This is a genomic window from Pseudomonas sp. UBA6753 (assembly GCF_002453565.1).
GTDB classification, from domain to species: Bacteria; Pseudomonadota; Gammaproteobacteria; order Pseudomonadales; family Pseudomonadaceae; genus Aquipseudomonas; species Aquipseudomonas putida_Z.
Map to the genome: position 1 here is coordinate 66953 of NZ_DKHD01000033.1, position 19629 is coordinate 86581.

The 19629-nt window shown below is 64.8% G+C and carries 18 protein-coding genes; 7 read left to right on the forward strand and 11 right to left on the reverse strand.

Going from position 1 to position 19629, the window contains the following annotated elements:
• Positions 1 to 74 precede the first annotated feature (74 nt).
• Genes pqqC through B2790_RS14145 form a run of 4 tightly spaced genes read left to right on the forward strand, consistent with a single transcriptional unit; the run spans position 75 to position 4023 of the window.
• The gene (gene pqqC / locus B2790_RS14130) at positions 75 to 830 is read left to right on the forward strand and encodes a pyrroloquinoline-quinone synthase PqqC (RefSeq protein ID WP_003255592.1); all 756 of its coding nucleotides are present in this window, start codon (positions 75 to 77) and stop codon (positions 828 to 830) included.
• A complete protein-coding gene (pqqD, locus tag B2790_RS14135; RefSeq protein ID WP_004375207.1) occupies positions 827 to 1102 on the forward strand; it encodes a pyrroloquinoline quinone biosynthesis peptide chaperone PqqD in 276 nt (91 codons plus the stop codon). Before pqqC ends, pqqD begins: the two co-directional genes overlap by 4 nt.
• Positions 1074 to 2234 (forward strand): pyrroloquinoline quinone biosynthesis protein PqqE, encoded by a 1161-nt coding sequence (gene pqqE / locus B2790_RS14140; protein WP_084785119.1) that lies wholly within the window; start codon positions 1074 to 1076, stop codon positions 2232 to 2234. Before pqqD ends, pqqE begins: the two co-directional genes overlap by 29 nt.
• Positions 2200 to 4023 (forward strand): S9 family peptidase, encoded by a 1824-nt coding sequence (locus B2790_RS14145; RefSeq protein ID WP_286919028.1) that lies wholly within the window; start codon positions 2200 to 2202, stop codon positions 4021 to 4023. The genes pqqE and B2790_RS14145 overlap by 35 nt, the downstream gene beginning before the upstream one ends.
• Positions 4024 to 4146: 123 nt before the next feature.
• Here B2790_RS14145 and B2790_RS14150 read toward each other — a convergent pair whose 3' ends face one another.
• Both B2790_RS14150 and B2790_RS14155 read right to left on the reverse strand, forming a co-directional pair.
• Positions 4147 to 4305: a YqaE/Pmp3 family membrane protein gene (locus B2790_RS14150; protein ID WP_009681539.1), complete on the reverse strand. Its 159-nt coding sequence runs from the start codon at positions 4303 to 4305 to the stop codon at positions 4147 to 4149.
• A 153-nt stretch (positions 4306 to 4458) separates the two neighbouring features.
• On the reverse strand, positions 4459 to 5739 hold the full coding sequence (locus tag B2790_RS14155; protein ID WP_085591364.1) for an aspartate aminotransferase family protein: 1281 nt from the start codon (positions 5737 to 5739) through the stop codon (positions 4459 to 4461).
• A gap of 209 nt (positions 5740 to 5948) precedes the next feature.
• Between B2790_RS14155 and B2790_RS14160 the strand changes: the two genes are divergently transcribed.
• Complete coding sequence (locus tag B2790_RS14160; protein WP_004375209.1) at positions 5949 to 6872, forward strand: LysR family transcriptional regulator; 924 nt, start codon at positions 5949 to 5951, stop codon at positions 6870 to 6872.
• A 377-nt stretch (positions 6873 to 7249) separates the two neighbouring features.
• Here B2790_RS14160 and B2790_RS14165 read toward each other — a convergent pair whose 3' ends face one another.
• The 9 genes from B2790_RS14165 to bioB all read right to left on the reverse strand — a co-directional run bounded on the left by B2790_RS14165 (position 7250) and on the right by bioB (position 17813).
• A complete protein-coding gene (locus B2790_RS14165) occupies positions 7250 to 9028 on the reverse strand; it encodes an acyl-CoA dehydrogenase C-terminal domain-containing protein (protein WP_286919029.1) in 1779 nt (592 codons plus the stop codon).
• Between the two features lie 123 nt (positions 9029 to 9151).
• Positions 9152 to 10435 (reverse strand): GGDEF domain-containing protein, encoded by a 1284-nt coding sequence (locus B2790_RS14170; RefSeq protein ID WP_025337436.1) that lies wholly within the window; start codon positions 10433 to 10435, stop codon positions 9152 to 9154.
• Between the two features lie 296 nt (positions 10436 to 10731).
• Positions 10732 to 12537, reverse strand: coding sequence for a phenylacyl-CoA dehydrogenase (locus B2790_RS14175; protein WP_137162829.1), 1806 nt, complete (start codon positions 12535 to 12537; stop codon positions 10732 to 10734).
• A 290-nt stretch (positions 12538 to 12827) separates the two neighbouring features.
• Complete coding sequence (locus tag B2790_RS14180) at positions 12828 to 13124, reverse strand: hypothetical protein (protein WP_003258614.1); 297 nt, start codon at positions 13122 to 13124, stop codon at positions 12828 to 12830.
• Positions 13125 to 13354: 230 nt separating this feature from the next.
• The gene (gene bioD / locus B2790_RS14185) at positions 13355 to 14035 is read right to left on the reverse strand and encodes a dethiobiotin synthase (protein WP_286919030.1); all 681 of its coding nucleotides are present in this window, start codon (positions 14033 to 14035) and stop codon (positions 13355 to 13357) included.
• Positions 14036 to 14045: 10 nt separating this feature from the next.
• Positions 14046 to 14864 carry a malonyl-ACP O-methyltransferase BioC gene (bioC, locus tag B2790_RS14190; protein WP_075044392.1) on the reverse strand — a complete coding sequence of 273 codons (819 nt, stop codon included), beginning with the start codon at positions 14862 to 14864 and terminating at the stop codon, positions 14046 to 14048.
• Entirely contained in the window at positions 14857 to 15588 is a 732-nt protein-coding gene (locus B2790_RS14195) for an alpha/beta fold hydrolase (protein WP_054573687.1), read from the reverse strand. The genes bioC and B2790_RS14195 overlap by 8 nt, the downstream gene beginning before the upstream one ends.
• Positions 15581 to 16753 (reverse strand): 8-amino-7-oxononanoate synthase, encoded by a 1173-nt coding sequence (gene bioF, locus B2790_RS14200; protein WP_286919031.1) that lies wholly within the window; start codon positions 16751 to 16753, stop codon positions 15581 to 15583. Before bioF ends, B2790_RS14195 begins: the two co-directional genes overlap by 8 nt.
• A 1-nt stretch (position 16754) precedes the next feature.
• The gene (bioB, locus tag B2790_RS14205) at positions 16755 to 17813 is read right to left on the reverse strand and encodes a biotin synthase BioB (RefSeq protein ID WP_013970556.1); all 1059 of its coding nucleotides are present in this window, start codon (positions 17811 to 17813) and stop codon (positions 16755 to 16757) included.
• An 89-nt stretch (positions 17814 to 17902) separates the two neighbouring features.
• On the opposite strand from bioB, the gene B2790_RS14210 reads away from it, so the two are divergent.
• Positions 17903 to 18634 (forward strand): ComF family protein, encoded by a 732-nt coding sequence (locus tag B2790_RS14210; protein ID WP_286919032.1) that lies wholly within the window; start codon positions 17903 to 17905, stop codon positions 18632 to 18634.
• An 81-nt stretch (positions 18635 to 18715) separates the two neighbouring features.
• Positions 18716 to 19480, forward strand: coding sequence for a TOBE domain-containing protein (locus B2790_RS14215; RefSeq protein ID WP_286919033.1), 765 nt, complete (start codon positions 18716 to 18718; stop codon positions 19478 to 19480).
• The last annotated feature ends 149 nt before the right edge of the window (positions 19481 to 19629 follow it).

Sequence of the window (19629 nt, forward strand, 5' to 3'; positions counted from 1 at the left end):
CCGGTGTTCGCGGGCACGCCCGCTCCCACAGGGGGCGAGGTGAGCCGAGACTCAGCTATACAGGAGCCAGCCGAATGAGCGACGCACTGCCAATGTCCCCTGCCGAATTCGAGCAGGCCCTGCGCGCCAAGGGCGCCTACTATCACATTCATCACCCGTACCACGTGGCGATGTACCAGGGTCGCGCCACCCGCGAACAGATCCAGGGCTGGGTAGCCAACCGCTTCTACTACCAGGTCAACATCCCGATGAAGGATGCCGCGATCCTGGCCAACTGCCCGGACCGTGAAGTGCGCCGCGAGTGGATCCAGCGCCTGCTCGACCACGATGGCGCGCCCGGCGAGGACGGTGGTATCGAAGCCTGGCTGCGCCTGGGCCAGGCCGTGGGCCTGGACCCGGACCAGCTGCGCTCCCAAGAGCTGGTACTGCCCGGTGTGCGCTTTGCCGTGGACGCCTACGTCAACTTCGCCCGCCGGGCCAGTTGGCAGGAAGCAGCCAGCAGCTCGCTGACCGAGCTGTTCGCACCGCAGATCCACCAGTCGCGCCTGGACAGCTGGCCGCAGCATTACCCGTGGATCGACCCCGCCGGCTACGAATACTTCCGCACCCGCCTGGGCCAGGCCCGGCGTGACGTGGAGCACGGCCTGGCGATTACCTTGCAGCACTACACCACCCGCGCGGGCCAGGAGCGTATGCTGGAGATACTGCAGTTCAAGCTGGATATTCTCTGGAGCATGCTCGACGCCATGAGCATGGCCTACGAGCTGAACCGCCCGCCCTATCACTCCGTCACCCAGGAACGGGTGTGGCACAAAGGGATCACCCTATGAGTTTCGACCGTAATCAAGTGCCAGCCTGGCGCCCCGGCTACCGCTTCCAGTACGAGCCGGCGCAAAAGGGCCATGTGCTGCTGTACCCCGAGGGCATGATCAAGCTCAACGACAGCGCGGCCCTGATCGGTGGCCTGATCGACGGCCAACGCGACGTTGCCGCGATCATCAGCGAACTCGAACAACAGTTCCCCGGTGTCCCGGAAGTGGCCGATGACATCGAGCAGTTCATGGAGGTGGCCCGTGCCGAACACTGGATCGTCCTCGCCTGAGTTACCGCCCATGCCCGCAGTCGGCCTGCCGCTGTGGCTGCTGGCCGAGCTGACCTACCGCTGCCCGCTGCAGTGCCCGTACTGCTCCAACCCGCTGGACTTCGCCGCCCAGGGCCAGGAGCTGAGCACCGCGCAGTGGTTCAAGGTGATGGCCGAAGCCCGGGAAATGGGTGCCGCGCAAATCGGCTTTTCCGGCGGAGAACCGCTGGTACGCCAGGACCTCGCCGAACTGATCGGCGAGGCCCGCCGGCTGGGCTACTACACCAACCTGATCACCTCGGGCATCGGCCTGACCGAGGCGCGCATCGCCGACTTCAAGAAGGCCGGCCTGGACCATATCCAGATCAGCTTCCAGGCCAGCGACGAGCAGGTCAACAACCTGCTGGCCGGCTCGAAGAAGGCCTTTGCGCAAAAGCTGGAAATGGCCCGTGCGGTAAAGGCCCATGGCTACCCGATGGTGCTCAACTTCGTCACCCACCGGCACAACATCGACAAGATCGACCGCATCATCGAGCTGTGCATCGCCCTGGAAGCCGACTTCGTCGAGCTTGCCACCTGCCAGTTCTACGGCTGGGCCCACCTCAACCGGCTGGGCCTGCTGCCGACCCGCGCGCAGCTGGAACGGGCCGAACGCATCACCAACGAGTACCGGGACAAGCTCAAGGCCGAGGGCAACCCGTGCAAGCTGATCTTCGTCACCCCGGACTACTACGAGGAGCGCCCCAAGGCCTGCATGAATGGCTGGGGCAGCCTTTTCCTCACCATCACCCCGGACGGTACCGCCCTGCCCTGCCACGGCGCGCGCCAGCTGCCGGTGCAGTTCCCCAACGTGCGCGACCACGACCTGCACCACATCTGGTACGACTCGTTCGGCTTCAACCGCTTCCGCGGCTATGAGTGGATGCCCGAACCCTGCCGTTCCTGCGACGAGAAGGAAAAGGACTTCGGCGGCTGCCGCTGCCAGGCCTTCATGCTCACCGGCGATGCCAGCAACGCCGACCCGGTGTGCGCCAAGTCGGCCGACCACGGCATCATCCTCAAGGCCCGCGAGGAGGCGGAAAGCGCCCAGCTCACCATTGAAGAGATGACCTTCCGCAATGAACGAAACTCCCGTGTCATCGTCCGCGGCTGAGTTCAGCGCGGCCCAGGCAGTTGCCGCCGGCACCGACTTCGCCGAACTCAAGGTCAGCGCCGCGGGGCTGTTCTGGAACGAGTTTCGCCCGGCCGATGGTGCCTGTCGCATCTGGCACTGGCAGCACCAGCAGGCCCGCTGCCTGACCCCCGATGGCTTCAGTGTGCGTAGCCGGGTGTACGAATACGGCGGTGGCAGTTTTTGCCTGGGTGGTGACGGCCTGCTGTTCGTCAACGAAAAGGACCAGCAGGTCTATACCCAGGCCCTGGAAGGCACAGCACCGCGCGCACTGACCGATGATGCCAGCTGCCGCTACGGCGATGTGCAGTGGCACGACGGCCTGGTGCTGGCGGTCGAGGAGCAGCATGGCGAACGGGTCGAGCATCGCTTGGTCGCCCTGGGTGAACAAGCCCGCGAAGTGCTCGCCGAGGGTGCCGACTTCTATGCTTCGCCTACGGTGAGTACCGACGGCCAGCGCCTGGCGTGGATCGAATGGGACCGCCCGGCACAACCTTGGACCGTCACCAGGCTGATGTGCCGCACACGTGATGCAAGTGGCCACTGGGGGCCCGCGCAATGTGTGGCCGGCGCTGACGAATCGCTGCAGCAGCCGCGCTTCGATAGCGAAGGCCGACTCTACTGCCTGTCTGACCGCAATGGCTTCTGGCAACCCTGGGGCGAGGTCGATGGCTGCTGGCAGGCCCTGCCTGCCGAGCCCGCGGACCACGCCGCGGCACCCTGGCAACTGGGCGCCAGTACCTGGTTGGCGCTGGGGCCACAAAGCTATCTGGCGAGCTGGTTCGAAGACGGCTTCGGGCAACTGGGGCTGCGTACTGCCGATGGCCGCCTGGAGCGTTTCGCCAGCGCCTACACGCGCTTTCGCAGCCTGGCCATGGATGCCGAACACCTGTACGCGATTGCCGCCTCGCCGATCAGCCCGCCGGCGATCATCGCCATCGCCCGCAGCAACCACGAGGTCAGCGTATTGGCTGGTGGCGCCGAAGTGCTGCCGGCAAGGCATATCAGCCTGCCGCAGTCGATCCACTACGGCAGTGACGGCCAGCGCGCCCATGGCTTCTTCTACCCAGCAGCCCGGTCGCAAGGGGCCGCACCGCTGGTGGTGTTCATCCACGGCGGGCCGACTTCGGCCTGTTATCCCGTGCTCGACCCGCGCATCCAGTACTGGACCCAACGCGGCTTCGCCGTCGCCGACCTGAACTACCGGGGCAGCACCGGCTATGGCCGTGAATACCGCCAGGCCTTGCATCTGCGCTGGGGCGAAAGCGATGTGGCCGATGCTTGCGCGGCGGTGGAATACCTGGCCGGACGTGGGCTGATCGACAGCCGCAAGGCGTTCATCCGCGGCGGTAGCGCGGGCGGCTACACCACCCTGTGCGCCCTGGCGTTCCATGATGTGTTCCGCGCCGGCGCCAGCCTGTACGGGGTCAGCGACCCGGTTGCCCTGGGCCGGGCCACCCACAAGTTCGAAGGGGATTACCTCGACTGGCTGATCGGCGACCCGCTGCAGGATGCCGAGCGCTATCGCCAGCGTACACCGCTGCTGCATGCGGGGCAGATCAAGGTGCCGGTGATTTTCTTCCAGGGCGAACTGGATGCGGTGGTGGTGCCGGAGCAGACGCGGTCGATGCTGGCGGCGCTGCAGGCTAACGGGATAGAGGCCGAAGGGCACTTCTATGCGGGGGAGCGTCATGGGTTCCGCAAGGCGGAGAACCTGGCGCATGCGCTGGAAGAAGAATGGAAATTCTATTGCCGGGTGTTGGGGGGCTGAGCATCTTGGGGCTGCTTTGCAGCCCAATCGCCGGCAAGCCAGCTCCCACAGGTATTACACAGGCCTTGAGCGCTACGCAGTCCTGTGGGAGCCCGGCTTGCCGGCGATGAGGCCCTGTTTAGGCTAACGCTTGGCGATGATATACACCGCATGCACGATCCCCGGAATGTACCCCAGCAAGGTCAGCAAGATATTCAGCCAGAACGCCCCGCCAAACCCCACCTGCAGGAACACGCCCAGCGGTGGCAGGATGATGGCGATGATGATGCGTATAAAGTCCATGCGAGTCTCTCCTGAAGGGGTTACATCAGAGACTAGCCGCCCGCCACAGAGGTTCAACAGGCAAAAAAAAACGCCCCGGGCCGAATGAAACAGGCCAAGGGCGATGCGCAGGAACGCCAGACGGTTCGTAGAATTCTCGATGTCACCAGGCCGCTAGGCTGGCATTTCGCGGCGGGCCTGCTGCTGGGCGTGCAGGCGGGCAAAGGCACGGGCCAGGCGCAGCAGCATTTCGTCGATGTTGCCCTTGCTCACGGTCAGCGCTGGCGAAAAACGCACCACATCCGCCTGCGGTGCGTTGAGCAACAGGCCTTCGTGCAGGGCTGCCGCCACCAGCTCGCGGGCCAGGTTTTCTTTCATCTGCAGGGCCCACAGCAGGCCTTGCCCGCGCACTTCGCCCTGGCCATAGCGCCCGGCCAGCCGGCTCAGGCCTTCACGCAGGTGGCGGCCGTTGTCCTGTACCTGAACGAAGAAGCCAGGCTCCAGCACGGTATCCAGCACGGCCAGGCCGGCGGCGCACATCAGCGCGTTGCCATGGTGGCTGCCTTCCAGTTCGCCAGGCTCGGCGCAGCACGCCGTGCCCCGGGCCAGCAAGGCCGCCAGCGGCACGCCACCGCCCAGGCCCTTGCCCAGGGTGATGATGTCGGCGCGCACGCCGTAGGTTTCCTCGGCCAGCAGCGCACCACAGCGGCCAATGCCGGTCTGCACCTCGTCGAGGATCAGCAGGATGCCCAGTTCGCGGCACAGCGTTTCCACACCCTTGAGGTATTCCTGCGTGGCCGGGATGACACCTGCCTCGCCCTGGATCGGCTCGAGCATGATCGCCACGGTGCGCGAGTCCACCTCGGCGTGCAGCGCCGCCAGGTCGTTGAACGGCACCTTGCTGAAGCCCGGCAGGCCCGGCTCGCAGCGGTTGCATGGCAGCGGGTCGGACGCCGACAACGCGCCCAGGCTGCGGCCATGGCAGGCCTGGCTGGCGGTAATGATGTGATAGGCGCCGTTGCGGTGCAGTTGGCCCCACTTGCGCGCCAGCTTGATCGCACCTTCGCAAGCTTCGGCACCGCTGTTGAGCAGGTAGGCCTGGTCGCTGCCGGTGCTCTGGCACAGGCGGTTGACCAGCCCCAGCAGGCCACGGCTGTGGAAGCCCGAGCCCGGGTTGATCAGCGCCTGGGCCTGGTTGCCCAGTGCCTTCACCAGCACACTGGGGCTGTGGCCCAGGCTGTTGACTGCACCTCCCTGGGTGAAGTCCAGGTAGGCATGCCCTTCGTTGTCCCACAACCAGGAGCCCTGGCCACGCACGAACACCTGCGCTGCGCGTTCGGTGCTGGGCATCAGGCGCTCACGCGACAGCTGCGGCGCTTCCGGCACGATCACCGGCGCACGCTTGGGCTCGGCGACGGCGGCAGGGGCCGGGCGGCGCAGGTTGAACAGGTTCATCAGGGCTCCAACCAATCACGACAGGGGCGGCCACGGTGCGGTCTGGGTGCCGGCACTCGATATCTTGCCTTTCCTATCAAAAGTGTTTTTCATCCGGGGTAACAATCGATCGATTCATCGCTGTAACCCGTTGGAATACGGCGATAGACTAGGCCTCGAGAGGGTTTTCGACCATTTCGTTTTTCCAGCATTTTCGATAAGTGTCACTTATGGATTTCCGCCAACTGCGTTATTTCGTCGCGGTGTATGAAGAAGGCCACGTGGGCCGCGCCGCCGAGCGCCTGTCGCTGTCCCAGCCAGCGCTTTCCCAGCAGATCCGCCAGCTGGAGCACAGCCTCGACCTGAGCCTGTTCGAACGCAGCAACAAGCGCCTGCTGCCGACTCTGGCCGCCCACACCCTGTACAACCACGCCCTGCCGCTGCTCGACGGCCTGCAGCGAGCCCACGAGGCCATGCGCAACTTCAAGGGCCAGTCGCTGCGTACTTTGGCCATCGGCGTGCTGCAGACCGTGCGACCGAGCCTGGTGCCGCAGCTGCTCGAACGCCTGCGCAGGGCACAGCCGCACCTTGTGGTGCAGATCTACGAATTGTCGGGGCTGGAGATCGAACGGCGCTTGCTCAATGGCAGCCTGGACATCGGTATCAGCTACCTGCCGCCACGCCAGCCGGGGCTGCATGGTCTGTTGCTGTACGAAGATGAGCTGCAACTGGTCATCCCCGCTACCCACCCGCTGAAGGACTTCAAGAAGGTGTCCATCCGCCAGGCCGCCGAGCTGCCCATGCTGATGCTGGGCGAGGAGTTCCAGATCCGCCAGATCTGGCAGGCGCAGCTGGCCAGCCAGGGGCGTCGGCCGCAGGTGCAGGCAGAGATGAACAACATGGCGGGGATTCTCGACAGCCTGGCCCATACCGCGCTGGCCACCATCCTGCCGGGGCGGGCCAAGGAGGCCGCCGAGGATGATCAGGGGCTGCTGTGGAAGCCGTTGAGCGAGCCGCGGGTACCGCTGAAGGTTGGCTTGGTGTTCCGCGATGCCCAGCGCCAGCAGGCCTCTGTAGAGCTGCTGCGCACGCTGCTGGAGGAAGAGACGGATGCCCGCCTGTTGGGTGCATCACCGCTGGATGTGCTGGGCTGAAAAACACGCGCACAAAGAAAACCCCGCCGAAGCGGGGTTTTCCAGACTGTTTCCCTGTGACATCCGTATCGCCCCGCCATCCTGGCAGGTGGTCCTTCGTCGTCATCCTTGATCTGTCCTTTGCGCTTCCTGCGCAACGTCCATGTGGTAAAGAATAGCCGTGGATCCAATCTGAGAACAGTGGTGAAAAGTCATCGCGTCGTGTAGGAAAAAGCTTACAAAGGGGATTCATTCCCAAATTTGGCAAATCTGTCGCCTGTACCGGCCCTTTCGCCGGCAAGCCAGCTCCCACAGGTACTGCACATGACTTGAAGCCAATGCGGTCGAGGTGGGAGCTGGCTTGCCGGCGAAAGGGCTGCGTAGCAGCCCCAAAAATGTCAGAACTGCTCGGCATCCAGCAGGTACAACGACTCACTCCCCGCCTTCACCGAAGCCACCAGCGAATTCACCCGCGGCAGCAACCGCGCAAAGTAGAACCGCGCCGTACCCAGCTTGCCCGCATAGAACGCTTCATCCCCCTCACCCGCCTGCGCCGCCCGCGCCATCAATGCCCACATGTAGGCATAGGCGACATAACCAAAGGCATGCAGGTACTCGACCGAAGCCGCGCCAATCTCGTTCGGGTTGCCCTTGGCCTGTTCCAGCACCCACTCGGTCAGCCCGTCGAGTTGATCGAGACCGGCAGCCAACGGCTTGGCAAACTCCTCCAGCTCGCTACCCGCGCTGGCAATGAACTGGCGAATCTCGTCGGAGAACAGCCGGTAGTACGCCCCACCACTGGCCACCACCTTGCGCCCCATCAGGTCGAGGGCCTGGATGCCGTTGGTGCCTTCGTAGATCTGCGTGATACGCACATCGCGCACCAGTTGCTCTTGCCCCCATTCGCGAATGTAGCCATGCCCGCCGAATACCTGTTGGCCGTGCACCGCGCACTCCAGGCCCAGGTCGGTGAGGAAGGCCTTGGCCACCGGCGTCAGCAGTGCCACCAGCTCTTCGCTGCGCTTGCGCACGGCGGGGTCTTCGCTGTACTTGGCACTGTCCAGCTGCATGGCCACGTAGCTGGAGAAGGCACGGCCACCCTCGATCAGCGCCTTCATGGTCAGCAGCATGCGGCGCACGTCCGGGTGGACGATGATCGGGTCAGCGGCCTTGTCCTTGGCTTGCGGCCCGGTCGGGGCGCGGCTTTGCAGGCGGTCGCGGGCGTACTCCACGGCATTCTGGTAGGAGCGCTCGGCCGAGGCCAGGCCCTGGATACCAACACCCAGGCGCTCGTAGTTCATCATGGTGAACATGGCCGCCAGGCCCTTGTTCGGCTCACCGACGATATAGCCGACCGCTTCGTCGAAGTTCATCACGCAAGTGGCCGAGGCCTGGATACCCATCTTGTGCTCGATCGAGCCACAGGTGGCCGGGTTGCGCGCCCCCAGGCTGCCGTCTTCATTGACCAGGTACTTCGGCACCAGGAACAGCGAAATGCCTTTCGGCCCCGCCGGTGCGTCCGGCAGCTTGGCCAGCACCAGGTGGATGATGTTCTCGGTCAGGTCGTGCTCGCCGCCGGTGATGAAGATCTTGGTGCCGCTGACCTTGTAGCTGCCGTCGGCCTGGGGCTCGGCCTTGGTGCGGATGATGCCCAGGTCGGTACCGGCGTGCGGCTCGGTCAGGCACATGGAACCGGCCCACACGCCGGCGTACATGTTCGGCAGGTACTTTTCCTTCAGCGCTTCACTGGCGTGGGCATTGATCGACAGGCAGGCGCCGGCAGTCAGCATCGGGTACAGGCCGAAGGACAGGCTGGAGGCGTTGACCATTTCCTCGACCTGGGCCGAGATGACCTTGGGCATGCCCATGCCGCCGAACAGCGGGTCGCCGCCAACGCCCACCCAACCGCCTTCGGCGTAGGTGTTGTAGGCCTCGATGAAACCGGCCGGTGTGCGCACCGCGCCGTTGTCCCAGTGGCAACCCTCTTCATCCGCGGCGCGACTGAGCGGCGCAATGGATCTGGCAGTGACCTTGCCGGCTTCTTCCAGCACCGCCATGGCCGTGTCGGCATCGACAACCTCGGCCAGCCCAGGCAACTGCGCCCACTGCTCGGCCACGTTGAACACTTCATTCAGTACGAAGCGCATGTCGCGCAGGGGCGCTTTATATTCAGCCATGACAACCTCTCGCTAGTCGGGTCGGGGCGGTCTCGGGGAACCGCGACACTGGGTTGCAGGCAGTGTAACCGAACAACTTTTACGAGACATAGGGTCATCACTAGACCGTACAGTCTATTTCGGTCACGCCGTGCGTACTGCCCCTCGCTGCGATTGTTGCCCATGCACCATGACACAATTGCGCCCCGCGCCCTTGGCGCTGTACAGCGCCTGGTCGGCGGATTTCAGCACGGCTTCGGGGTTACGATGATCGGCCTGGCGCTCGGCCACGCCGATGCTGATGGTGACCGACACCGTGCCGCCACTGCTGCCCGCCCGCCGTTGGCGCCCGGTGGTATCGTCCTGCGGGCGGTTGTGCTGGTCGCGCAGGTGCATCACGTAGTTGGCGATCACTTCGCGCACGGCCTCCACGTGCGGCACGCATTCCTCGGCGGTCTTGCCAGCAAACACCAAGGCGAATTCCTCGCCGCCATAGCGGTAGGCGCGGCCACCCCCGGTGACCTTGGACAGGCGGCTGGCAACCAGGCGCAGCACCTGGTCGCCGACGTCGTGGCCGTGGGTGTCGTTGAATTTCTTGAAGTGGTCGACATCGGTCATGGCGATCACATAGTTGCGCCCCAGGCGCTGCATGCGCTCGTTCAGCGCTCGGCGCCCCGGCAGGCCGGTCAGCTCGTCGCGGAAGGCCATCTGGTAGGCCTCGTGCGCCACCGCTGCGGCGATCATCAGCATCACCTGGCTGCACATGATGTTCAGGGTGAACGGCAGGATGAAGGTTTGCGGCAGCATCCAGAAGATGCCCAGCAGGCCCATCACCTGCGCAGCGTGCAGCGGCCGTGGCGCACGCAGGTATTGCACCACCAGCAGGATGAATACGCCGAGGAACAGCGGGTAGACCATCTGGATCAGGCTCATCCACTGGCCATGCAAGGTTGGCCAGCGGATTTCCGCCAACCAGGTCAGCAGCGCTTCGGGGTAGCTTTGCTCCAGGGCCACTGCCACGCTGCCCACGGCAAACAGCACGGCGCCACGGGCGACCAGGTCCTGCAGCAGGTGGGTGCGCTCCTGCCAGGCACCATACAGCCCGAACAGGGTGGGCAGCAGCAGGCACACCAGGTGGAAGATCACCGCCGCGTCCTCGCGCACGCGGCCATGGTCACGGTAGAAGTCGGTCTGGGTGTCGAGCAGGTAGTAGGCGATGTACACCGTGAGCATCAGGAACAGCTCGCGCTGGCGACGGTACACCGCACAGTAGGCTCCGCCCAGCAGCAGGACCAAGGTGGGCAGGACGTTGAACAGCGATGTGAAAAAGACACTGAGGTCTCTCACATAGGCCGCGGCGAGGCCTGCCAGCAAAAGAATCAGCGAAGGCAGGAAGTGGCTCGCGCGAACAGCGTTAAAACGAAACAAGGGTAATCTCCAACCCGGCAGATCAATGGTGGCATTGTGCCCTTACTTCATCGGCAGTGCACATGAACAGTTGAATATGCGGATGGAATGAACAGGAAATTCCGGCGTGCACGCTATCTCTTGTGGGAGCGGGCATGCCCGCGAAACAGGCGACGCGGTGGCTGGCACCGGCTTTGCCGGTGTTCGCGGCGGTTCGACGCCTCGACACGCCCGCTCCCACAGGGATCGCGTGCAGCCCCAAATGCAAAAACCCGCCCGCCGGTAAGGGCAGGCGGGTTTCGTTTACAGCGGCAGGATCAGTACGACAGGCCGAAGTGCTCTTCGTCCATCGCCATCAGGTTGTTGGCACCCGACAGCATGGTCGCCACGTGGGTACGGGTACGCGGCAGGATGCGCTGGAAGTAGAAGCGCGCGGTCTGCAGCTTGGCGGTGTAGAACGCTTCATCGCTGGTGCCGGCAGCCAGTTTCTCGGCCGCCAGGCGGGCGATGTCGGCCCAGAAGTAGGCCAGGCAGGCGTAGCCGGAATACATCAGGTAATCGACCGAGGCCGCACCCACTTCTTCGCGGTCTTTCATGGCGGCCATACCCACTTTCATGGTCAGCTCGCCCCATTCCTTGTTCAGCGCCGCCAGCGGTTCGACGAACTCCTTGACCGCTTCGTTGCCTTCCTGCGCCTGGCAGAACTTGTGCACGATCTTGGTGAAGCCCTTCAGCGCTTCGCCCTGGGTCATCAGCACCTTGCGGCCGAGCAGGTCCAGGGCCTGAATGCCGGTGGTGCCTTCGTACAGCATGGAAATGCGGCTGTCGCGCACGTTCTGCTCCATGCCCCACTCGGCGATGAAGCCGTGGCCACCGTAGATCTGCACGCCATGGTTGGCGGCTTCGAAGCCGACCTCGGTCATGAACGCCTTGGCGATCGGGGTCAGGAACGCCAGCAGGGCATCGGCCTTCTTGCGCTCTTCTTCATCCTGGCTGTACTTGACGATGTCCACCTGCTTGGCAGTGAAGTACACCATCGCGCGGTTGCCTTCGGCGAAGGCCTTCATGGTCAGCAACATGCGACGCACGTCCGGGTGGACGATGATCGGGTCAGCAGCCTTGTCCGGTGCTTTCGGGCCGGTCAGGGAACGCATCTGCAGGCGCTCACGGGCGTACTTCAGGCCACCCTGGAACGCTACTTCGGCGTGGGCCAGGCCTTGCAGCGCGGTACCCAGGCGAGCGGTGTTCATGAAGGTGAACATGCAGTTCAGACCTTTGTTGGCCGGGCCGATCAGGTAGCCGGTAGCGCCGTCGAAGTTCATCACGCAGGTGGCGTTGCCGTGGATACCCATCTTGTGTTCGATCGAGCCGCAGCTCACGCCATTGCGCTCGCCCACACCGCCTTCGGCGTTGGGCAGGAACTTCGGCACGATGAACAGCGAGATGCCCTTGGTGCCGGCCGGTGCGTCCGGCAGGCGGGCCAGGACGATATGGACGATGTTGTCGGCCATGTCGTGCTCACCGGCAGAAATGAAGATCTTGGTGCCCGACACCTTGTAGCTGCCGTCGGCCTGTGGCTCGGCCTTGGTGCGCAGCATGCCCAGGTCGGTACCGCAGTGCGGCTCGGTCAGGCACATGGTACCGGTCCACTCGCCGGATACCAGCTTGGTCAGGTAGGTGTGCTGCTGCTCGGCAGTACCGTGCGCAGAGATGGTGTTCATCGCGCCGTGCGACAGGCCCGGGTACATGCCCCACGACCAGTTCGAACCGCCGACCATTTCGCTCAGGGCCAGGCCCAGCGACTCCGGCAGGCCTTGGCCGCCGTGCTCGACGTCATGCGCCAGGCTCGGCCAGCCGCCTTCGACGAACTGCTGGTAGGCCTCTTTGAAGCCGGTAGGGGTTTTCACGCCCGATTCGCTCCAGGTGCAACCTTCCTGGTCACCCACGCGGTTCAGCGGCGACAGCACCTGCTCACAGAACTTCGCGCCTTCTTCGAGGATCGCGTCGACCATGTCGGGCGTGGCGTCCTGGCAACCCGGCAGGCTCTGATAGTGCGCCTCATAGCCGAGCAGCTCGTCGCGAACGAAGCGGATATCACGCAAGGGGGCTTTGTAATCAGGCATTGCGATGAACCTCTAGGTGAGTTCTGTGGGGTGACCCGCACTTGGCGGCCGTCGATCAAACAGTTGTTTGAAACTTACGTTTAGCTCCGCCTTATGTCAAGGATGGACTATGGTGCCATTTACGCCACGAAAAATGGCATTCATGCCAAGCCTTGAAAAATAAAGACGCCCCTGTGGGAGCGGGCGTGCCCGCGAAAGGGTCAGGCCAGGCAGTAGAGGTGCCTGATCTGACGCATTCGCGGGCACGCCCGCTCCCACAGGGGCTGCGTGTAAATCGGGTGAGCGCCCTGTCAGGCGTAGGTGTCGATGATCCGGCCGAGCATTTCGTCGGATGCCTTGGCGACCTTTGCGCCAAGCTCGACTTCGAGTTTGCCCACGGCCAGCTGCACGGTGCTGGTGGCCAGGTCCATCTGCTGGCTGCGGTCGACCGCGCGCAGGCGTTCGGCCTGAAAATCGCTGGACTGGCTGGTGGCGCTACGTTCGGCGGTGGTGCTGGCGATCTGGCTGGCGGCCTGATCGACGCGGTTCTGGCCGGTCTGGATTGCGCTCAGGCCCGCGTAGTAGGCGGAGCTACCGGTGATTTCCATGTCAGGACTCCATTGACGCTGGATGACGAACAGGCCCAATTAAAGCAGGCCAGGGGTGAAAAGGCCCGTTTAAATCCCTAATGGCCTGGTGCCATTTGATAGGCCTTGGGTATTCCTGTACCGGCCTCTTCGCGGGCTTGCCCGCTCCCACAGGGTCCGCACAATAGCTGGACCCTGCGCTGTACCTGTGGGAGCGGGCAAGCCCGCGAAAGGGCCTGGCCTGGAAACGGCTAATCCAGCAGATCCAGCTGAAGGTGTTCAGCCACCATGTCGGCACTGGCCTGCTTCAATTTGGGCACCCGCCCCAGGCATGGCGCCGGCAAACGCTCGGCCAGGCTAGCCAGGTTCTCTTCCAGGCGCGAAGTACGCGGCTCGATGATGTTCGCCACCCATCCCGCCAATTGCAGCCCGTCACGGGCAATCGCTTCGGCGCTGAGCAAGGCGTGGCTGATGCACCCCAGTCGCACCCCCACCACCAGGATCACCGGCAGCTTCAAGGCAATGGCCAGATCGGACAAGTTGGCCTGCCCCGACAACGGCACGCGCCAGCCACCGGCCCCCTCGATCAGGGTGAAGTCGGCATTTTGTTGCAGCACATTGCGCATCGCCGCCAACAGCTCCGGCACGGCAAGCGTTACTCCCGCCTCGCGCGCTGCCACATGGGGTGCGATAGCCGGTTCGAAGGCAAACGGGTTGACCTGTTCGTAGGGCAGCTTGATCGTGCTTTCATCGATCAGCGCCTGGGCGTCACTGTTGCGCAAGCCTTTCGGTGTCATCGTGCAACCGGAGGCCACCGGCTTGGCCCCCAGCGTGCTCATGCCCTGCAACCGTGCCGCATGCAACAGCCCGGCAGCGATGGTGGTCTTGCCAACATCGGTATCGGTACCGGCAATGAAATAGGCCTGGCTCATCTCGCTCCCCTTACACCTGTGGCTTGCGCAACAAACCATAGACCACCTGATAGGTGGCTGGCAGCCCCTCAGGCTGGCGAAATGCCTCATAAGCCTGCAGCAGGCCCTGCATGCGTGCCCGACCAGTAAGCCCGGAAGGCCGGCCAGGGTTCAGGTTGTGGGCGCCGAGGGCCTTGAGTTCATGGGTCAGGCTGCGTACATCCGGGTAGTGCAACACGTGCGGGCAGCGCTGCAGCCCCAGCTGTTCGAAGCCGCTGGCTGCGCACAGGCGCTGATAGTCCTCGAAACGGCGGAAGCGGTTCACATGCACCAGGCCATCCACCGCCTGCCAACTGGCGCGCAGTTCATCGAGGGTACCCACACACAGGCTACTGAAGGCCAGCACGCCGCCCGGGCGCAGCACTCGCAGCGCTTCTGCCAGCACGCTGGCGAACTGGTCGCACCACTGCACGGCCAGGCTGGTGAACACCAGGTCGACGCTGGCATCACGCAGCGGCAAACGCTCGGCGTCACCGGCCACGTGATAGAGCGCCCCGCCCTGTTCGTTGCGGGCATGGCACAACATGCCCTCGGCGATATCCACCGCCACACCGCTGGCCTGGGTGAAACGCTCGGCCAGCGCCCGGCTGAAATGGCCGGTGCCGCTGCCCAGGTCCAGCCAGCGTGACGGCTGCAGGCCTTCCGGCAACTGCTCCAGCAAGCTCGAACCCACCGCGCGCTGCAAGGCTGCCACGCTGTCGTAGCTGGCTGCGGCGCGGGAGAACGAGGCCGCTACCTGGCGCTTGTCGGGCAGCGCGCCGGGCAGGGTCGGACGGGAAAGGTCAGTCATCGCCACTCTCATGCAGGAAACTTTTGATGCCCGCCGCCAGTTCCTGCGGGTACTCCAGCAGGAACGCGTGGGAACTGTCTTCGACCAGGCCCACTTCCACATCGGGCAGCAGCTCGCTCAGCGCTTTTGCCGCCTCTGCCGGCACCAGCGCATCGCTGCCGGCGAACAGGTGCAACTGCGGGCCACCGTAGGCCTGCAGTGCTTCGCGGGTGTCCAGCTTGGCCAGCACCTCAAGGCCGGTGGCCAGGTACAGCGGGTCGGTGTCCGGCACGCCGACACCCAGCTGGCGCAGCAGGGTACGCGGTTGCAGGGCACCGTCGCTGCACAAGGTACGGAAGCGCTTCAGGGTAACCTGGGTATGGCTGCGGCAGCCGTCGAGGAAGGTGCCGAAAGTGTCTTCCGCCATGCCGTGGGGCCAGTCGGGGCGAGCAACGAAACTGGGGTTGCTGGCCAGGGTCAGCAGGCCGCAGCAATGGTCGCCGCGCTTGTGCGCCAGCGCGCTGGCCAGCATGCCGCCTAACGACCAGCCGCCCAGCCAGACATCGCTCGGCAGCTTGCGGTCGAGATGGTCGACCCAGGCCTGCACATCGCTGTGGGCCAGTTCCGGCAAGGGCATCAGCTCTACCTGCAGGCGGGCGTCCTGGGCACGCAGGCTGGCGGCCAGCGGCTCCAGGGAAGCAGTGCCCAGCCCCCAGCCGGGCAACAGAACAAGTCGATTACGCATCGGCGCTCTCCAACTGTGGATAACACTCGGCCAATGCATTCAACAATAGCTGCACCTGCGCCTCGCTGTGCGCGGCGCTCAATGTCACCCGCAGGCGTGCGCTGCCCGCCGGCACGGTGGGCGGGCGGATGGCCGTCACCAGCAAGCCGCGCTCGCGCAGCATGCGTGACAGGCGCAGGGCCTGTGCGCTGTCGCCGATGACGATCGGCTGGATCGGCGTCGGGCTGTCCATCAATGCCAGGCCGATCTGCTGTGCGCCTTCACGGAACTGGCGGATCAGCGCGGCCAGGTGCTCGCGGCGCCAGGCCTCGCGGCGCAGCAGTTCCAGGCTCTTGAGGGTGGCGCAGGCCAGCGCCGGTGGCTGGCTGGTGGTGTAGATGTACGGGCGGGCGAACTGCACCAGCGCCTCGATCAGTTCTTCGCTGCCAGCCACAAAGGCGCCAGCGGTACCACAGGCCTTGCCCAGCGTACCGATCAACACCGGCACATCTTCAACGCCCAGGCCGAAGTGCTCGACGATACCGCCACCCTGGGTGCCGAGGGTGCCCAGGCCATGGGCATCATCGACCATCAGCCAGGCACCGCGGGCGCGGGCGACATCGGCCAGCGCCGGCAGGTCGGCCAGGTCGCCGTCCATGCTGAACACGCCATCGGTCACTACCAGGGTATTGCCGACGGCCTTGTCCAGGCGGCTGGCCAGGCTGGCCGGGTCGTTGTGCAGGTAGCGGTTGAAACGGGCGCCGCTGAGCAACCCGCCATCCAGCAGCGAAGCGTGGTTCAGGCGGTCCTGCAGCACCGTGTCGCCCTGCCCCACCAGCGCGGTGATGGCGCCCAGGTTGGCCATGTAGCCGGTGGAGAACAGCAGCGCGCGCGGGCGCCCGGTGAGTTCGGCCAGGGCCTCTTCCACCTGGTGATGCGGTGTACTGTGGCCGATCACCAGGTGCGAGGCACCGCCACCGACACCCCAGCGCTCGGCGCCGACCTGCCAGGCGGCAATCACCTCGGGGTGGTTGGCCAGGCCCAGGTAGTCATTGCTGCAGAAGGCCAGCAAGCGCTGGCCATCGACCACCACTTCCGGCCCCTGCGGGCTTTCCAGTAGTGGCCGCTGCCGATACAGGTCTGCGGCGCGCCGTTCGGCCAGGCGCGCTGCCAGGTCGAAGGCCATTTCAGGCTGTCGCGGCGTTGTAGAACATCTCGCTGCTGCGCTGCTCGACCAGCGCCTGCTCGATGGCCGCCTGGTGCACTTCGTCGGCGTGCTCTTCACGCGCTTCGGGTTTGATGCCCAGGCGTGCGAACAGCTGCATGTCCTTGTCGGCCTGCGGGTTGGCGGTGGTCAGCAGTTTTTCGCCGTAGAAGATCGAGTTGGCGCCAGCCATGAAGGCCAGGGCCTGCATCTGCTCATTCATCTGCTCGCGGCCGGCGGACAGGCGCACGTGGGACTTGGGCATGAGGATACGGGCCACGGCCAGCATGCGGATGAAGTCGAACGGGTCGACGTCCTCTTCCTCTGCCAGCGGCGTGCCGGCCACCTTGACCAGCATGTTGATCGGCACCGATTCCGGGTGCTCGGGCAGGTTGGCCAGCTGGATCAGCAGGCCGGCGCGGTCGTCCAGCGACTCGCCCATGCCGAGGATGCCGCCGGAGCAGATCTTCATCCCGGCATCGCGCACGTAGGCCAGGGTCTGCAGGCGCTCGCTGTAGGTGCGGGTGGTGATGATGCTGCCGTAGAACTCCGGCGAGGTGTCGAGGTTGTGGTTGTAGTAGTCCAGGCCAGCCTGGGCCAGGGCCTTGGTCTGCTCCTGGTCGAGCTTGCCGAGGGTCATGCAGGTTTCCAGGCCCATGGCCTTGACGCCTTTGACCATCTCCAGCACGTAGGGCATGTCTTTGGCCGACGGGTGCTTCCACGCCGCGCCCATGCAGAAGCGGGTAGAACCGATGGCTTTGGCGCGGGCAGCTTCTTCCAGCACCTTCTGCACTTCCATCAGCTTCTGTTTTTCCAGCCCGGTGTTGTAGTGGCCGGACTGTGGACAATATTTGCAATCTTCCGGGCAGGCGCCGGTCTTGATCGACAGCAGGGTCGAAACCTGCACGCGGTTCGGGTCGAAATGCGCGCGGTGCACGGTCTGCGCCTGGAACAGCAGGTCATTGAACGGTTGCTGGAACAGCGCCTTGACCTCGGCCAGGGACCAGTCGTGACGTGTTGTTGCAGTTGTGCTGGCGCTCATTGGCGTTTCCTTGTTTAGGCTGAAGCAGGCGCCGGGACAGGAAAGCCCGCCAGCGCATCACGGATAACTCGCATAGTCATGGAAGGCCTATGAACTGTCAACCACACTGGAAAAGACTGGTTTACAAGTGCTCACTTATTAACCAATCATGTTTACTGTGCGATGAACCTGCCGAGCAGGCCTACCCGCTGTGCGTCGCCTGCGAGCAGGAACTGCCCTGGCTGGGCGATCATTGCCTGCGCTGCGCCCTGCCGTTGCCCATGGCCGGCCTGACTTGCGCCCAGTGCCAGCGCCGCGCACCGGCCTTCGAGCAGGTGCTTGCACTGTGGCATTTCGGCTTTCCGGTGGACACGCTGATCAGCCGTTTCAAGCACAACCGCCAGTGGCCCTTGGGGCGCCTGATGGCCGAATTGCTCGCGCATGGGCTGCTGCACCGCTTTACCGAAGGGCTGCCGCGCCCCGACCTGTTGTTGCCTGTACCCTTGGCCAAACGTCGACTTCGGGAGCGGGGGTTCAACCAGGCGGGGATGCTCGGGCGCTGGCTGTCGTCGCACCTGGGGGTACGTTGCGACGAGCGGCTACTGTTGCGTACACGGGAGACACCTGCGCAGCAACAACTGGACGCCAAGGCCAGGCGACGCAACTTGCGCCAGGCGTTTACCGTCACGGGCAAGCTGACGGGCAAGCACGTCGCCATTGTCGATGACGTGTTGACCACCGGTGCGACCGCGCAGGCGGTTGCCCAAGTGCTGCGCAAGGCCGGTGCGCGGCGGGTGGATGTGTATTGCCTGGCGCGCACGCCCAAGCCGGGGTATGTATGACGTGTGGGAGCGGCCTTTCGCGACACAAGGCCGCTCCCACACAAGCTACACTTCGCTGCCACTTACAATGACCGAATGCCCATGCCCCTGCCCCCCCACCTCACCCAGCATATCGCCCGCCGCCCCCAGCGCATCGCGCTGCTGCAGCACATTGCCGAAGAAGGTTCGATCACCCGCGCCGCCAAGGCTGCGGGCATCAGCTACAAGGCCGCCTGGGACGCCATCGACGAACTCAACAACCTGGCCAGCCAGCCCCTCGTCGAGCGCAGTACCGGCGGGCGTGGTGGCGGTGGTGCCCGTCTGTCGCCAGAAGGCCAGCGGGTGCTGCGCCTGTATCAGAGGCTGCAGGCCCTTCAGGCGCAAATCCTCGAAGCGGCCGAGGAGTCCAGCGACCTCGACCTGCTCGGCCGGCTGATGCTGCGTACCAGCGCGCGCAACCAGTTGCAGGGCCAGGTCAGCGGCCTGCGCCGCGAGGGACGGCATGATCGCGTCAGCCTGGCGTTGGGCGGAGGGTTGGAGATCGAGGCGCTGATCACCCACGACAGCACCGCACGGCTGGAGTTGACGCTGGGGACGACGGTAGTGGCGCTGCTCAAGGCAGGGTGGGTGAGGTTGCTGGCCGACGAGGAAAAGGCCGAAGTGGGTAGCAATTGCCTGCGGGCGACGGTGGAGGAGGTGCTGGCGGAGGCTGATGGGCCTGGTGAGGTCCGGTTGGCGTTGGGGAATGGGCAGACGTTGTGTGCGTTTGCCGAGACGGATTGGTTGGCTGGGCAGCGGGTGGCAGCAGGCAGTTCGGTGCGGGTTCAATTTCATCCCTCTTATGTATTGCTTGGGGTTCCTGCATAGCCAGGCCGCGCTTTGCGCGGTTCGCGGGCTTGCCCGCTCCCACAGGGACCGCGCAGCCGCCAGGGAAACCTGTGGGAGCGGGTTTACCCGCGAAGAGGCCGGTACAGGCATAACGGGTTACCATGGCCCCCACGCCGCCTACCCCCGGA

Bases quoted from the DNA above. Each gene is read 5' to 3' on its own strand.
- pqqC (WP_003255592.1), top strand. From the start codon at position 75: ATGAGCGACGCACTGCCAATGTCCCCTGCCGAATTCGAGCAGGCCCTG.
- pqqD (WP_004375207.1), top strand. From the start codon at position 827: ATGAGTTTCGACCGTAATCAAGTGCCAGCCTGGCGCCCCGGCTACCGC.
- B2790_RS14145 (WP_286919028.1), top strand. From the start codon at position 2,200: ATGAACGAAACTCCCGTGTCATCGTCCGCGGCTGAGTTCAGCGCGGCC.
- B2790_RS14150 (WP_009681539.1), bottom strand. From the start codon at position 4,305: ATGGACTTTATACGCATCATCATCGCCATCATCCTGCCACCGCTGGGC.
- B2790_RS14155 (WP_085591364.1), bottom strand. From the start codon at position 5,739: ATGAACCTGTTCAACCTGCGCCGCCCGGCCCCTGCCGCCGTCGCCGAG.
- B2790_RS14160 (WP_004375209.1), top strand. From the start codon at position 5,949: ATGGATTTCCGCCAACTGCGTTATTTCGTCGCGGTGTATGAAGAAGGC.
- B2790_RS14165 (WP_286919029.1), bottom strand. From the start codon at position 9,028: ATGGCTGAATATAAAGCGCCCCTGCGCGACATGCGCTTCGTACTGAAT.
- B2790_RS14175 (WP_137162829.1), bottom strand. From the start codon at position 12,537: ATGCCTGATTACAAAGCCCCCTTGCGTGATATCCGCTTCGTTCGCGAC.
- B2790_RS14180 (WP_003258614.1), bottom strand. From the start codon at position 13,124: ATGGAAATCACCGGTAGCTCCGCCTACTACGCGGGCCTGAGCGCAATC.
- bioD (WP_286919030.1), bottom strand. From the start codon at position 14,035: ATGAGCCAGGCCTATTTCATTGCCGGTACCGATACCGATGTTGGCAAG.
- bioC (WP_075044392.1), bottom strand. From the start codon at position 14,864: ATGACTGACCTTTCCCGTCCGACCCTGCCCGGCGCGCTGCCCGACAAG.
- B2790_RS14195 (WP_054573687.1), bottom strand. From the start codon at position 15,588: ATGCGTAATCGACTTGTTCTGTTGCCCGGCTGGGGGCTGGGCACTGCT.
- bioF (WP_286919031.1), bottom strand. From the start codon at position 16,753: ATGGCCTTCGACCTGGCAGCGCGCCTGGCCGAACGGCGCGCCGCAGAC.
- bioB (WP_013970556.1), bottom strand. From the start codon at position 17,813: ATGAGCGCCAGCACAACTGCAACAACACGTCACGACTGGTCCCTGGCC.
- B2790_RS14210 (WP_286919032.1), top strand. From the start codon at position 17,903: ATGAACTGTCAACCACACTGGAAAAGACTGGTTTACAAGTGCTCACTT.
- B2790_RS14215 (WP_286919033.1), top strand. From the start codon at position 18,716: ATGCCCCTGCCCCCCCACCTCACCCAGCATATCGCCCGCCGCCCCCAG.